The organism is Pseudomonas sp. TWR1-1-4 (assembly GCF_049897165.1).
Taxonomy (GTDB): domain Bacteria; phylum Pseudomonadota; class Gammaproteobacteria; order Pseudomonadales; family Pseudomonadaceae; genus Aquipseudomonas; species Aquipseudomonas canadensis.
On sequence record NZ_JAFCVS010000001.1, the window covers coordinates 909875 to 923534 of the forward strand.

Here is a 13660-nt window from a genome sequence, read left to right on the forward strand (position 1 = left end):
AAGAAGACAGCCATGCGCACACTGATGATCGAACCCCTGACCAAAGAAGCCTTCGCCCCTTTCGGAGACGTTATCGAAACCGATGGCAGCGATCACTTCATGATCAACAACGGGTCGACCATGCGTTTCCACAAACTGGCAACGGTGGAAACCGCCAAGCCAGAGGACAACGCCATCATCAGCATCTTCCGCGCCGACGCGCAGGACATGCCGCTGACCGTGTGCATGCTGGAACGACACCCGCTGGGCAGCCAGGCTTTCATTCCGCTGCTCGGCAACCCCTTTCTGATCGTGGTCGCGCCACTTGGCGATGAACCTGTATCGGGCTTGGTCCGCGCCTTCGTCACCAACGGCAGGCAGGGCATTAATTACCATCGCGGCGTCTGGCACCACCCGGTGCTGACGATCGAAAAGCGGGATGACTTCCTGGTGGTTGATCGCAGTGGCACAGGCAATAACTGCGATGAGCATTTTTTCAAAGAGGATGAGCGGTTGATCCTCGCCCCCCACCAATAAGAGAAGGTCTGATCACCCGACAACAAGGGTGACAGGCGAGAGGTAAAGACTGTGGAAGCACATTTGATGGAATGGCTGAACCTGAGCGTGCGCTGGGTTCACATGATCACGGGCGTCGCGTGGATCGGCGCTTCTTTCTACTTCGTCTGGCTGGAAAACAACCTCAATCGCGTCAACCCCAAGAGCGGCCTGGCCGGTGACTTGTGGGCGATCCACGGTGGCGGTATCTACCACCTGGAAAAATACAAACTGGCCCCGCCGACCATGCCGGACAACCTGCATTGGTTTAAATGGGAAGCCTATTTCACGTGGATGTCCGGTATTGCGCTGCTGTGCGTGGTGTTCTATTGGAACCCGACCTTGTACCTGCTGGCCCCGGGCAGCAGCCTCAGTGGTCCGGAAGGCGTATTGCTGGGCATTGGTTCACTGTTCGCCGGCTGGTTCATCTACTCCTTCCTGTGCGACTCGGCCCTGGGCAAGCGCCCTGCTTTGCTCGGTTTCATCCTGTTCGTGCTGTTGATTGCCGCCGCGTACGGCTTCAGCAAAGTGTTCAGTGGCCGTGGCGCCTACCTGCACGTGGGTGCGGTGATCGGCACCATCATGGTCGGTAACGTGTTCCGCATCATCATGCCGGCGCAACGCGCGTTGGTGGCGGCAATCGCGGAGAACCGCACGCCAGACCCGGCACTGCCGGCCAAAGGCTTGTTGCGTTCACGTCACAACAACTACTTCACCTTGCCGGTGCTGTTCATCATGATCAGCAACCACTTCCCGAGCACCTACGGCAGCCAATACAACTGGCTGATCCTGGCGGGTATCGCGGTAGCAGCGGTGTTGGTACGGCACTACTTCAACACCCGTCACAACAGCCAGAAATATGCGTGGACCTTGCCGGTAGGCGCGTTGGCGATGATCAGCCTGGCGTACGTCACCGGACCAAAACCGGTGTCGACCGCCCCGGAAGTGGCCAAGGCACCCGCCGCCATCGAGTATCAGCCATTGCCGGAAACGGCGTTGGGTGGTGGCTTGAAACCCGCTGCGCCGGCCGCACCCGCCGCTCCGGCGGCTGAGCCGGCACCGGCCCAGGCCACCACGGATTTCGGCCAGGTCCACAGCGTGATCGAGCAGCGTTGCACCGTGTGCCATTCGGCCAAGCCCACCAGCCCGCTGTTCAGCACCGCACCGGCTGGGGTGATGTTTGACACAGCGGCACAGATCCAGCAGCAGGCCGCGCGTATTCAAGCGCAGGCCGTGGCGAGCCAGATTATGCCGTTGGGCAACATCACCCAGATGACCCAGCAGGAACGGGACCTGATTGGCACCTGGATCAATCAGGGGGCCCGTACAAACTAGCTAACGATGTCCTGTAGTGAGCGGGCTTGCCCCGCGCTGGGTGGCGAAGCCGCCCTAAAACCAGCCCCCTGGATTCTGTCTGGAAGTACACGGTGGCCGGATTGGGGCGGCTTCGCCACCCAGCGCGGGGCAAGCCCGCTCACTACAAAGCTCTCCGCTACACAATTGTTGAAACAACAAAAATAAAAAAGATCCGAGGTGTTGCATGACCGAGTTAGCCGAACCGCAGATTCCTGCCGCGCCCGCCATGGTGCGGCTGCCCCTCTTGCAACTGATTCTGGTAGGCCTGCAACACGTCTTACTGATGTATGGCGGCGCCGTCGCCGTGCCCCTGATCATTGGCCAGGCCGCCGGTTTGAGCCGTGAAGAAATCGCTTTTCTGATTAACGCCGACCTGCTGGTCGCCGGTATCGCCACCATGGTGCAGTCTTTCGGCATCGGTCCGGTGGGCATTCGCATGCCGGTGATGATGGGCGCCAGTTTTGCCGCCGTCGGCAGTATGGTCGCGATGGCCGGCATGCCCGGCATCGGCTTGCAGGGTATCTTCGGCGCGACCATCGCCGCCGGGTTCTTCGGCATGCTCATCGCGCCATTCATGTCCAAGGTCGTGCGCTTTTTCCCGCCGCTGGTGACCGGCACAGTGATCACCGCGATTGGCCTGTCGCTGTTTCCTGTGGCCGTGAACTGGGCCGGTGGCGGCAGTGCCGCCGCCACATTTGGCTCGCCGATCTACCTGGCGATTGCCGCACTGGTACTGGCCACGATCCTGCTGATCAACCGCTTCATGCGCGGTTTCTGGGTGAATATTTCGGTGCTGATCGGCATGGGCCTGGGCTACGCCTTGTGCGGTGCGCTCGGCATGGTCGACCTCAGCGGCCTGGCGATGGCACCGTGGGTGCAGGTGGTGACGCCGTTGCACTTCGGCATGCCCAAGTTCGAGTTGGCGCCGATCCTGTCGATGTGCCTGGTAGTGGTGATCATCTTTGTCGAATCCACCGGGATGTTTCTCGCGCTGGGCAAGATCACCGGCCAGGATGTCACGCCGAAGATGCTGCGCCGTGGCCTGTTGTGTGATGCCGGCGCGTCATTCTTTGCCGGCTTCTTCAACACCTTCACCCACTCTTCCTTCGCGCAGAACATCGGCCTGGTGCAGATGACCGGCGTGCGTTGCCGTTCGGTGACGATCATGGCCGGGGTCTTCCTGATTGTGCTGAGCCTGTTGCCCAAGGCCGCCTACCTCGTGGCATCGATTCCACCGGCGGTGCTGGGCGGCGCGGCCATCGCCATGTTCGGCATGGTGGCGGCGACCGGGATCAAGATCCTGCAGGAAGCCGACATCGCAGACCGTCGCAACCAGTTGCTGGTGGCGGTGAGTATCGGCATGGGCCTGATCCCCGTGGTGCGCCCGGAGTTCTTCGCGCAGCTACCGCTGTGGATGAGCCCGATTACCCATAGTGGCATCGCCATGGCCACGCTCAGCGCGTTGTCGCTGAATATCCTGTTCAACATTCTCGGTGGCGCTGAACGCCCTGAAGTCGCTCATACGCATTGATTCCCCCTGTTACTAAAAAGCAAAGAATAAAAACAATAACGAAACAGGGAACACAAGCATGCACACCCTTCACCTGGGGCCGGCCACAAGCCGTGCCCCATTCTCGCCCCACGCGCGCTTTAACAGCGCACTTGAGCCACGGCCTGGGAGCCAGTATTCTCCGCGCCCGCTCGAATCGACTCAAAAAAAAACAGCGAATGTAAAAGCTGACTGCAAGGCCAACTTATCCCGGCCTTATGTCTGCGGCCAAAGTGCGCAAAAGTCCTCTGAATTCGACTGCATTCCATGCAGCCGACGGGGATTTTTTGGCTTTTTAAACACCTTGGCGCAGCTCTTGCTAAAAGCACTAAAGCTGACCGAACAGACGATTTTTGCAGCGAACCTAAAGGCGCCACACCAGAGCGCCTGCGTAGAAGAAAAACCATAAAACTTTAACTCGGGAGCAACCGAATGAAACCTATGTTCAAAGGCCTGATGCTGGCGGGATCCCTGCTGGCCGGTGGCCAAGCCGTGGCCGGTGACCTGTTGCAGTGGCAAAACAACAGTCTGACTTACCTGTGGGGCAAGAGCTTTACCGTCAACCCGCAAATCCAGCAAACCGTCACGTTCGAACATGCGGATGCCTGGAAGTACGGCGACAACTTTATCTTCGTCGACCGCATCTTTTACAACGGTAAGGAGGACGGCAACGTCGGCCCCAGTACTTACTACGGTGAAATAAGCCCGCGCCTGTCGTTCGGCAAGATCTTTGATAAAGACCTGTCGTTCGGCCCGATCAAAGATGTACTGCTGGCATTCACTTACGAGTTTGGCGAAGGCGATAACGAGTCGTACCTGCTCGGCCCGGGCTTCGACCTGAACATCCCCGGCTTCGACTACTTCCAGTTGAACTTCTACCAACGCCAGACCGAAGGCAACCGTCCGGGTGACGGCGTCTGGCAGATTACTCCGGTCTGGTCCTACACCATCCCCGTGGGCAACTCTGACGTGTTGATCGACGGCTTCATGGACTGGGTGACGGACAACGACAAGAACGCCCGTGGCACTTACCACGCCAACCTGCACTTCAACCCACAGGTCAAATATGACCTGGGTAAAGCGCTGCATTGGGGCGACAAGCAGTTGTATGTCGGTTTTGAATACGACTACTGGAAGAACAAGTACGGGATCGAAGATTCGGGTGCGTTCAAGACTAACCAGGACACCGCAAGCTTCCTGGTCAAGTATCACTTCTGACCCTGGCTGATTCCCATGCCCCTACCCCTGTAGGAGCCCGGCTTGCCGGCGATAGCGGTCCTGAGGACGCCATCGCCGGCAAGCCGGGCTCCTACAGGTTCGGCGTGAGGCCTAGGAACCGCGACAACTCTTCACGCTTGGCCAACGCATCCCGCCGCCCCAACTCGATCAATTCGCTGCAATACCCCGCCTCGAACAGCAAGTAACTCAATACCCCCGCCCCGCTCGTCTTGGTCGCCCCCGGCCCACGCAGAAACAAGCGTAATGCCGCCGGCAATTCCTGACGGTGCCGTGCCGCGATTTCGTCGATTGGCTGACTCGGTGCAATCACCAGCACTTCCACCGCCGCCACGCCAGGCGCGGCGTGGCTGTACTGATTCAAGCGCTCCAGCAACTCGATATCGCTTTCCAGGCTGTCAATGAACGTGCTGTTGAGCATATGCCCGCCAATCTGCGCCAGAGTAGGCTCCTGGCCGGTGTAGGTACGCTGCGCCGCCGGTTCATTGCCGCGTGGGTTGCCGCTGACGCCGACCACCAGCACGCGACTGGCACCCAGGTGCAACGCCGGACTGATCGGCGCCGATTGCCGCACGGCGCCATCACCGAAATACTCCTGGTCAAGTTTGACCGGGGCGAACAACAAGGGAATCGCGGAGCTGGCCAGCAGGTGTTCAACCGTCAGTTGGGTCGGCACGCCGATACGACGGTGGCGCAACCAGGCATCGATAGTGCCGCCGCCCTGATAGAAGGTCACTGCGTGGCCGGACTCGTAGCCGAAGGCGGTCACCGCCACCGCATGCAGATGTTTGGTGCGAATCGCTTCATCGATGCCAGGCAAGTGCAGCTTGTCCCTGAGCAGCGCTTTCAGCGGCGTGCTGTTGAGCAGCGCCACCGGCACCTGCGCGCCAAGACCGAGGAGGCTGTGGATAAAGAAGCGACTCGCCTGGCGAATCACCCCCGGCCAATCACTGCGCAGCACCAGATGACTGCGAAAGCCCTGCCAGAACGCGGTAAGACGTTGGATCGCGGCCCTGAAGTCCGTAGCGCCACTGGCCAGGCTCACCGCGTTGATCGCGCCGGCCGATGTGCCGACAATCACTGGAAACGGGTTAGGCGCCCCCGGCGGCAACAGCTCGGCAATCGCCGCCAGTACCCCCACCTGATACGCCGCTCGCGCCCCGCCGCCGGAAAGAATCAAGCCTGTAACCGGTTCAGCTGGGCGCATTGCGTCACTCCATGTGGGGAAATGTCTGTCTTATCGGCGGCGTTTTTCGTACAGCTTAGGCTCACCCGGTGGCCGGCTCTTGAAGCGGCGATGGGTCCATAAGTATTGCTCAGGGCATTCACGCACCGAGGCTTCGACCCACTGGTTGATGCGCAGGCAGTCGACTTCATCGCTTTCGCCAGGGAAGTCAGTCAACGGCGGGTGGATCACCAGGCGGTAACCGCTGCCATCGGCCAGGCGCTGTTGAGTAAACGGCACCACCAGCGCCTTGCCCAGCTTGGCAAACTTGCTGGTGGCAGGCACGGTGGCGGCCTGGATGCCGAACAGCGGCACGAAAATGCTTTGCTTGGCGCCGTAGTCCTGGTCCGGTGCATACCAGATGGCACGCCCGGCGCGCAGCAGCTTGAGCATGCCGCGCACGTCTTCGCGCTCCACAGCCAGGGAGTCGAGGTTGTGGCGTTCGCGGCCACGGCGCTGGATGTAGTCGAACAACGGGTTGCCGTGCTCGCGGTACATGCCATCAATGGTGTGCTTCTGCCCCAGCAGCGCGGCGCCGATTTCCAGGGTGGTGAAGTGCAGGGCCATGAGGATCACGCCCTTGCCGTCCAGTTGGGCCTGCTTGAGGTGTTCCAGGCCTTCGACATGGGCCAGCCGCGCCAGGCGCTGGCGCGACCACCACCAGCTCATGGCCATTTCAAAGAAGGCGATGCCGGTGGAGGCAAAGTTTTCCTTGAGCAAGTGTTTGCGCTCTTGGGCGGATTTTTCCGGGAAGCACAGTTCCAGGTTGCGTGCGGCGATGCGGCGACGCTCGCCGGCCACGCGGTACATGCCGGCGCCCAGCAGCCGACCAATGGTCAGCAGCGCGCGGTAGGGCAGTTGGGTGACCAGCCACAGCAGGCCGAGCCCCAGCCATAACAGCCAGAAACGCGGGTGAAAAAATACAGCTCGAAAACGCGGGCGATCCATTACAGATTCCGGTAAAGACAAGGGCCGCGCATTCTACAACGGTTCGACTCGGCTTGCGGCGAGTGAGTGTTCTCGTTATAAGTCTCGACACTTTTCGTGACAAGCCGCTTTTGCCGACCATGAGCCAAACCGAACCGCTAGACCAAGATCCCGTGTTCCAGCTGAAAGGCAGCATGCTCGCCATCACCGTGCTGGAACTCGCCCGTAACGACCTCGACGCCCTGGACCGCCAGCTCGCCGCCAAAGTCGCCCTGGCACCCAACTTTTTCAACAATGCCCCGCTGGTGCTGGCCTTGGACAAACTGCCCGCGGGCCAAGGCGTCATCGACCTGCCCGGCCTGATGCGTGTTTGCCGCTCCCACGGGCTGCGTACCCTGGCGATTCGTGCCAGTCGTATCGAAGACATTGCTGCAGCGATCGCCATTGAACTGCCAGTACTGCCACCGTCCGGCGCGCGCGAACGTCCGCTTGAACCACTGGTCGGTGAAGAGAAGAAAAAACCGGAGAAACCACCGGAGCCTGCGATCAAGCCTACAAAGATCATCACCTCGCCCGTAAGGGGCGGCCAGCAGATTTACGCCCAGGGCGGCGACCTGGTGGTGATCTCTTCGGTCAGCCCAGGGGCGGAACTTCTCGCCGATGGCAACATCCATGTATACGGCCCGATGCGCGGACGTGCCCTCGCCGGCATCAAGGGTGATACCAAGGCCCGTATTTTTTGCCAGCAGTTGACCGCTGAGCTAGTGTCCATCGCAGGCCAGTACAAGGTTTCAGAAGATTTGCGCCGTGATCCGCTGTGGGGGGCTTCGGTGCAGGTCAACCTGTCGGGCGATGTGTTGAACATCATCCGTCTTTAACGGATACTGCCGCATTTTCCAAGCATCTCTAGACTCTGATAGCACAGCGAAACCGGCATTACTTATGTAGGAATTATTTTTTCCTACAAGGCTGTCCGCCTGCAGCGAGTTCCAAGAGATGTTTTTCAGGGACCGAAATGTCCTTCTTCCTTAGGGGTGAAACACCTTGGCCAAGATTCTCGTGGTTACATCCGGCAAGGGTGGTGTGGGTAAGACCACCACCAGCGCCGCTATCGGTACCGGTCTCGCGCTGCGCGGCCACAAGACAGTTATCGTCGACTTCGACGTCGGCTTGCGTAACCTCGACCTGATCATGGGCTGCGAACGCCGCGTGGTGTATGACTTCGTCAACGTGGTCAACGGTGAAGCCAACCTGCAACAGGCCCTGATCAAGGACAAGCGCCTTGAGAACCTGTACGTGCTGGCCGCCAGCCAGACCCGTGACAAAGACGCGCTGACCAAAGAAGGCGTAGGCAAAGTCCTGGCCGAGTTGAAGGAAACCTTCGAATACGTGGTCTGCGATTCGCCGGCCGGTATCGAAACCGGTGCTCACCTGGCCATGTACTTCGCCGATGAAGCCATCGTCGTGACCAACCCGGAAGTCTCCTCCGTACGTGACTCGGACCGCATGCTGGGCCTGCTGGCCAGCAAATCCAAGCGCGCCGAAGAAGGCCAGGACCCGATCAAGGAGCACTTGCTGCTCACCCGCTACAACCCGGAGCGCGTCAGCAACGGCGAAATGCTTGGCGTTGAAGACGTGAAGGAAATCCTCGCCGTGACCCTGCTGGGCGTGATTCCAGAATCCCAGGCCGTCCTGAAGGCTTCCAACCAGGGTGTTCCGGTGATTCTTGACGACCAGAGCGACGCCGGCCAGGCGTACAGCGATGCCGTCGATCGCCTGCTGGGCAAGACCGTGGAACACCGCTTCCTCGATGTCAAGAAGAAGGGATTCTTCGAGCGTATCTTTGGAGGCAACTAAACAATGAAATTTCTCGACTTCTTTCGCGCCAACAAAAAGCCAAGTACCGCGTCGGTAGCGAAAGAGCGTCTACAGATCATCGTGGCGCACGAACGCGGCCAACGCAGTACACCGGACTACCTGCCAGCCTTGCAGAAGGAACTGGTCGAGGTGATCCGCAAGTACGTCAATATCGGCAACGATGACGTGCATGTCGCTCTGGAAAATGACGGCAGCTGCTCGATTCTGGAACTCAATATCACCCTGCCTGATCGTTGATCGAACAGGCGGCCGCCACGGCGGCTCGTTCACCCTGATCCCTTTTTTGGGGGCCGGGTGGGCGAGCCGCCGTTGGCGTTTGTTACGAGGCTGTTTAATGCCGCTGTCCAACATTCATATCCTGCATCAGGACGACGCCGTCCTGGTGGTGAACAAGCCCACCCTGCTGCTTTCGGTGCCTGGCCGCGCCGACGACAACAAGGACTGCCTGATCACCCGCCTGCAGGAAAACGGCTACCCGGAAGCCCGTATCGTCCATCGCCTGGACTGGGAAACCTCAGGCATCATCCTGCTGGCCCGTGACGCCGACACCCACCGCGAACTGTCCCGCCAGTTTCACGACCGTGAAACCGAAAAGGCCTACACCGCCCTGGCCTGGGGCCAACCGGAACTGGACAGCGGCAGCATCGACCTGCCCCTGCGCTACGACCCGCCGACCAAGCCGCGCCACGTGGTGGACCACGAGTTCGGCAAGCATGCGCTGACCTTCTGGAAAGTGCTGGAACGCTGTGGCGACTGGTGCCGCGTAGAGCTGACGCCGATCACCGGGCGTTCGCACCAACTGCGTGTGCACATGCTCTCCATCGGCCACCCGTTGCTGGGTGATGGCCTGTATGCCCATGAGCAAGCTCTGGCCGCTTGGCCGCGCCTGTGCCTGCACGCGAGCATGCTGAGCTTCACCCATCCGCAGAGTGGCGAGCGTTTGCGCTTCGAGTGCCCTGCCCCTTTTTAAAGCTGCGAACGGAGTACATTGTGGGAGCTGGCTTGCCTGCGATAGCGGTCTATCTGTGCCAAATGCATTGACTGACACACCGCTATCGCAGGCAAGCCAGCTCCCACAGTAGTTTTGTGTGTTGCTCAAGAAGGTAGCTTCACGCCAAATCGCGAGCCAATACGGTAAACTCCGCGCACTGCTGTCTGGAGCTATTTATGCGCGAAGCGTTGAATCAAGGCCTGATCGACTTCCTCAAGGTCTCCCCTACTCCTTTTCATGCCACTGCCGCCCTGGCCCAGCGCCTGGAAGCGGCCGGTTACCAGCGTCTCGACGAGCGCGAGACCTGGACCACCGAGGCCAACGGTCGCTACTACGTGACCCGCAACGATTCCTCGATCATTGCCTTCAAGCTCGGCCGCCATTCGCCGTTGCAGGGCGGTATCCGCCTGGTCGGTGCCCACACCGACAGCCCGTGCCTGCGGGTCAAGCCCCAGCCTGAGCTGCAACGCCAGGGCTTCTGGCAACTGGGCGTGGAAGTCTACGGCGGCGCGCTGCTGGCGCCGTGGTTCGACCGCGACCTGTCCCTGGCTGGCCGCGTAACCTTCCGCCGCGACGGCAAGGTCGAAAGCCAGTTGATCGACTTCAAGCTGCCCATCGCCATCATCCCCAACCTGGCCATTCACCTGAACCGTGAAGCCAACCAGGGGTGGGCGATCAATGCCCAGACCGAACTGCCGCCGATCCTCGCGCAGTTTGCGGGTGACGAGCGCGTGGACTTCCGCGCCGTGCTCACCGAGCAGCTTGCACGGGAACATGGCTTGAACGCCGATGTGGTGCTCGACTACGAGCTGAGCTTCTACGACACGCAAAGCGCTGCGGTTATCGGCCTGAACGGCGACTTCATCGCCGGCGCACGCCTGGATAACCTGCTGTCGTGCTACGCGGGCCTGCAAGCCTTGCTCACCAGCGACAGCGAAGAAACCTGCGTACTGGTGTGCAACGACCACGAAGAAGTCGGCTCCTGCTCGGCGTGCGGTGCCGATGGCCCGATGCTGGAACAGACCCTGCGTCGCCTGTTGCCGGAAGGGGATGAGTTCGTACGCACCATTCAGAAATCCCTGTTGGTGTCTGCGGACAACGCCCACGGCGTGCACCCCAACTACGCCGAGAAGCATGACGCCAACCACGGCCCCAAGCTCAACGCCGGCCCGGTGATCAAGGTCAACAGCAACCAGCGCTACGCCACCAACAGCGAAACCGCCGGGTTCTTCCGCCACCTGTGCATGGCCCAGGAAGTACCGGTGCAGAGCTTCGTGGTGCGCAGCGACATGGGTTGCGGCTCTACCATCGGCCCGATCACCGCCAGCCATCTGGGCGTGCGCACCGTGGACATCGGCCTGCCGACGTTTGCCATGCACTCCATTCGTGAACTGTGCGGTAGTCATGATTTGGCGCATCTGGTGAAGGTGCTGGGCGCGTTCTACGCGAGCCGCGACTTGCCCTGATGTGGCATGGGGTTGATGTGTTTCTGATACACATCAACCCCACTTCCTGCAATCCGACCTAGACTTGTCAGTATTTCCACTCCGACAAGGCCGTCGCACCATGATCTCCATGTCCTCCTTCCACGCCATGCTTATCCCGATCCTGATCGGCATGATCATGCTCGCCGTGGGCTTCAACTTCCGTGACAAGCCCCTCGGCGTGTTTGGCATGTGGATTGGCATGCTGCTGATCCTGGGCACCGTGGTGTACAAGATCCTCGCAAAACTGGCTGAATGACGATTGCACTCGTACACTCGGTCAACTCGTCGTTTCCAAGGTTGACCGCCTCGTGCTTTCCCGTCTGTTTGCCCTGCCCTGCTACTGCCTGATCGCCCTGCTGACGCTGCTGCCGCTGACGCCTGCCCATGCCGTGGGCTTGCCGGGCCTGCTCGGTAACACCAACAAGACCCAGCCCCAGGCCGAAGTGCCGCTGGGGCAGTCGTTGGACGAGGTGATCAAGACCTTGGAGAACGACCAGCAACGTACCCAGTTGCTGAGTGACCTGAAAAAGCTGCGCGAAGCCACGAAAAAAGCTCAACCGGCCGCGGAAGAAGGCGTGCTGGGGTTGATCGGCGGCACCCTGGCCAACCTTGAAGCGCAGTTCTCTGGGGCCGACAGCCCGCTGGGGCGCTGGTCCAATGAAATCGACCTGGCCAAAGAAGAACTCAGTGCGCTGATGCTGCCAGCCAACGAATGGCTGCCGATCATTTTCGGTTTTGCCCTGATCCTTGCCGTGTGGAGCCTACTCGCCGCCGCGCTGATCTGGCTCAGTCACCGCGTGCGCGAACGCTTCGGCCTGCCCGAAGAACTGCCGCAACACCCGCGTACCTGGGACATGGTGCGTTTTGCCCTGCGTAAACTCGGCCCATGGCTGATCGCGCTGGTGATCACCGTGTACCTGAGCTACGCCCTGCCCTCGTCCCTGGGCAAATCCCTGGCGATGGTGTTGGCCTACGCACTGGTGGTCGGCACCTGTTTCTCGGCGATCTGCGTGATTGCGTTTTCGCTACTCGACGGCCCGCATCGCCATCGAGCGCTGTATATCCTGCGTCACCAAGCTTTCCGCCCACTGTGGTGGATCGGCAGTTTTGCCGCCTTCGGTGAAGCCTTGAGCGACCCACGACTGGTCGCAGCGCTTGGGCAACACTTGTCCCATACCGCCGCGACCATCGCCAATGTGATGGCGGCGCTGTCTACTGGCGTGTTCATCCTGCGTTTCCGCCGGCCTATCGCCCACCTGATTCGCAACCAGCCGCTGTCACGCCGCCTCACACGCCGCGCCCTCAGCGACACCATCGAAATCATCGGCTCCTTCTGGTATATCCCCGCTTTGCTGCTGGTAGGCATTTCGCTATTCGCCACCTTTGTCTCTGCTGGCGATACCAGCACGGCATTGCGTCAATCGCTGTTGTGTACGGTGCTGCTGGTGTTGTGCATGGTGATCAACGGCCTGGTACGGCGTCACGCCCTCAAGCCGCAACGCGGGCACAAGCGCCATGCGCTGTACTCCGAACGCCTGAAGAGCTTCGTCTACACCCTCGCCCACCTTATCGTATGGCTGGTGTTTATCGAGCTGGGCCTGCGGGTGTGGGGCCTGTCGCTGATCCGCTTTACCGAAGGCGACGGCCATGAAGTCAGCGTCAAGCTGTTCGGGCTGGCCGGGACCCTGCTGTTTGCCTGGTTGATCTGGATCCTCAGCGACACCGCGATTCATCACGCCCTCACCCGCTCGCGCAAAGGCCTGGCCAATGCCCGCGCGCAGACCATGATGCCGCTGATCCGCAACGTGCTGTTCGTGACCATCTTCATCATCGCCGCCATCGTCGCCCTGGCGAACATGGGCATGAATGTCACGCCGCTGTTGGCGGGTGCTGGTGTGATCGGCCTGGCCATCGGTTTCGGCGCACAGTCCTTGGTGGCGGACTTGATCACCGGCCTGTTCATCATCATCGAAGACTCCCTGGCCATCGATGACTACGTGGATGTCGGTGGTCACCTCGGCACCGTCGAAGGCCTGACCATCCGCACCGTGCGCCTGCGTGACATCGACGGCATCGTGCACACCATCCCGTTCAGCGAGATCAAGAGCATCAAGAATTACTCGCGGGAGTTCGGCTACGCGATCTTCCGCGTGGCCATCCCGTACAACATGGAGATTGACGACGCCATCAAGCTGATGCGCGATGTCGGCCAGAAAATGCGCAACGATCCGCTGCAGCGCCGCAATATCTGGTCACCGCTGGAGATTCAAGGCGTGGAGAGCTTCGAGTCGGGCAGCGCGATCCTGCGCGCGCGATTCAAGACCGCACCGATCAAGCAGTGGGAAGTGTCGCGGGCGTTCAACCTGTCCCTCAAGCGTCATCTGGACGAAGCCGGGCTGGACCTGGCTACGCCGCGCCTGAGTGTGCAGGTGGTAACCGCCGGCACTGTGCAGGAGAAAGATCAACAACAATAAACT

14 protein-coding genes are annotated in these 13660 nt (G+C 60.5%); 12 read left to right on the top strand and 2 right to left on the bottom strand.

Annotated features, from left to right (window positions below):
- Positions 1 to 12 precede the first annotated feature (12 nt).
- The 5 genes from ACP7C6_RS04285 (at position 13) to ACP7C6_RS04305 (ending at position 4657) form a co-directional block, all read left to right on the top strand.
- A complete protein-coding gene (locus ACP7C6_RS04285; RefSeq protein WP_028617272.1) occupies positions 13 to 516 on the top strand; it encodes an ureidoglycolate lyase in 504 nt (167 codons plus the stop codon).
- A 51-nt stretch (positions 517 to 567) separates the two neighbouring features.
- Positions 568 to 1869, top strand: coding sequence for a urate hydroxylase PuuD (locus ACP7C6_RS04290; RefSeq protein ID WP_028617273.1), 1302 nt, complete (start codon positions 568 to 570; stop codon positions 1867 to 1869).
- 205 nt (positions 1870 to 2074) lie between these two features.
- Positions 2075 to 3421: a nucleobase:cation symporter-2 family protein gene (locus ACP7C6_RS04295; RefSeq protein ID WP_016976352.1), complete on the top strand. Its 1347-nt coding sequence runs from the start codon at positions 2075 to 2077 to the stop codon at positions 3419 to 3421.
- Between the two features lie 58 nt (positions 3422 to 3479).
- Positions 3480 to 3848: a hypothetical protein gene (locus ACP7C6_RS04300; protein ID WP_323986956.1), complete on the top strand. Its 369-nt coding sequence runs from the start codon at positions 3480 to 3482 to the stop codon at positions 3846 to 3848.
- A gap of 23 nt (positions 3849 to 3871) precedes the next feature.
- On the top strand, positions 3872 to 4657 hold the full coding sequence (locus tag ACP7C6_RS04305; RefSeq protein ID WP_028617274.1) for an outer membrane protein OmpK: 786 nt from the start codon (positions 3872 to 3874) through the stop codon (positions 4655 to 4657).
- A gap of 91 nt (positions 4658 to 4748) precedes the next feature.
- Here ACP7C6_RS04305 and ACP7C6_RS04310 read toward each other — a convergent pair whose 3' ends face one another.
- The gene (locus ACP7C6_RS04310; RefSeq protein WP_028617275.1) at positions 4749 to 5882 is read right to left on the bottom strand and encodes a patatin-like phospholipase family protein; all 1134 of its coding nucleotides are present in this window, start codon (positions 5880 to 5882) and stop codon (positions 4749 to 4751) included.
- Positions 5883 to 5912: 30 nt separating this feature from the next.
- Positions 5913 to 6848 (bottom strand): lipid A biosynthesis lauroyl acyltransferase, encoded by a 936-nt coding sequence (locus ACP7C6_RS04315; RefSeq protein WP_028617276.1) that lies wholly within the window; start codon positions 6846 to 6848, stop codon positions 5913 to 5915.
- Between the two features lie 119 nt (positions 6849 to 6967).
- Between ACP7C6_RS04315 and minC the strand changes: the two genes are divergently transcribed.
- The 7 genes from minC to ACP7C6_RS04350 all read left to right on the top strand — a co-directional run bounded on the left by minC (position 6968) and on the right by ACP7C6_RS04350 (position 13657).
- Complete coding sequence (minC, locus tag ACP7C6_RS04320) at positions 6968 to 7705, top strand: septum site-determining protein MinC (RefSeq protein ID WP_028617277.1); 738 nt, start codon at positions 6968 to 6970, stop codon at positions 7703 to 7705.
- 166 nt (positions 7706 to 7871) lie between these two features.
- Complete coding sequence (gene minD / locus ACP7C6_RS04325; protein ID WP_003175251.1) at positions 7872 to 8684, top strand: septum site-determining protein MinD; 813 nt, start codon at positions 7872 to 7874, stop codon at positions 8682 to 8684.
- A 3-nt stretch (positions 8685 to 8687) separates the two neighbouring features.
- A complete protein-coding gene (minE, locus tag ACP7C6_RS04330) occupies positions 8688 to 8942 on the top strand; it encodes a cell division topological specificity factor MinE (RefSeq protein WP_003175252.1) in 255 nt (84 codons plus the stop codon).
- A gap of 97 nt (positions 8943 to 9039) precedes the next feature.
- The gene (locus ACP7C6_RS04335) at positions 9040 to 9675 is read left to right on the top strand and encodes an RluA family pseudouridine synthase (protein ID WP_005789965.1); all 636 of its coding nucleotides are present in this window, start codon (positions 9040 to 9042) and stop codon (positions 9673 to 9675) included.
- A gap of 197 nt (positions 9676 to 9872) precedes the next feature.
- On the top strand, positions 9873 to 11162 hold the full coding sequence (locus ACP7C6_RS04340) for a M18 family aminopeptidase (RefSeq protein ID WP_028617280.1): 1290 nt from the start codon (positions 9873 to 9875) through the stop codon (positions 11160 to 11162).
- A 100-nt stretch (positions 11163 to 11262) separates the two neighbouring features.
- Complete coding sequence (locus tag ACP7C6_RS04345) at positions 11263 to 11439, top strand: hypothetical protein (RefSeq protein ID WP_010208820.1); 177 nt, start codon at positions 11263 to 11265, stop codon at positions 11437 to 11439.
- Between the two features lie 52 nt (positions 11440 to 11491).
- Positions 11492 to 13657 (top strand): mechanosensitive ion channel family protein, encoded by a 2166-nt coding sequence (locus ACP7C6_RS04350; protein WP_028617281.1) that lies wholly within the window; start codon positions 11492 to 11494, stop codon positions 13655 to 13657.
- Positions 13658 to 13660: the final 3 nt, after the last annotated feature.

Bases quoted from the DNA above. Each gene is read 5' to 3' on its own strand.
- ACP7C6_RS04335 (WP_005789965.1), top strand. From the start codon at position 9,040: ATGCCGCTGTCCAACATTCATATCCTGCATCAGGACGACGCCGTCCTG.
- ACP7C6_RS04295 (WP_016976352.1), top strand. From the start codon at position 2,075: ATGACCGAGTTAGCCGAACCGCAGATTCCTGCCGCGCCCGCCATGGTG.
- ACP7C6_RS04300 (WP_323986956.1), top strand. From the start codon at position 3,480: ATGCACACCCTTCACCTGGGGCCGGCCACAAGCCGTGCCCCATTCTCG.
- ACP7C6_RS04305 (WP_028617274.1), top strand. From the start codon at position 3,872: ATGAAACCTATGTTCAAAGGCCTGATGCTGGCGGGATCCCTGCTGGCC.
- ACP7C6_RS04340 (WP_028617280.1), top strand. From the start codon at position 9,873: ATGCGCGAAGCGTTGAATCAAGGCCTGATCGACTTCCTCAAGGTCTCC.
- minC (WP_028617277.1), top strand. From the start codon at position 6,968: ATGAGCCAAACCGAACCGCTAGACCAAGATCCCGTGTTCCAGCTGAAA.
- ACP7C6_RS04285 (WP_028617272.1), top strand. From the start codon at position 13: ATGCGCACACTGATGATCGAACCCCTGACCAAAGAAGCCTTCGCCCCT.
- minE (WP_003175252.1), top strand. From the start codon at position 8,688: ATGAAATTTCTCGACTTCTTTCGCGCCAACAAAAAGCCAAGTACCGCG.
- ACP7C6_RS04345 (WP_010208820.1), top strand. From the start codon at position 11,263: ATGATCTCCATGTCCTCCTTCCACGCCATGCTTATCCCGATCCTGATC.
- ACP7C6_RS04315 (WP_028617276.1), bottom strand. From the start codon at position 6,848: ATGGATCGCCCGCGTTTTCGAGCTGTATTTTTTCACCCGCGTTTCTGG.
- ACP7C6_RS04310 (WP_028617275.1), bottom strand. From the start codon at position 5,882: ATGCGCCCAGCTGAACCGGTTACAGGCTTGATTCTTTCCGGCGGCGGG.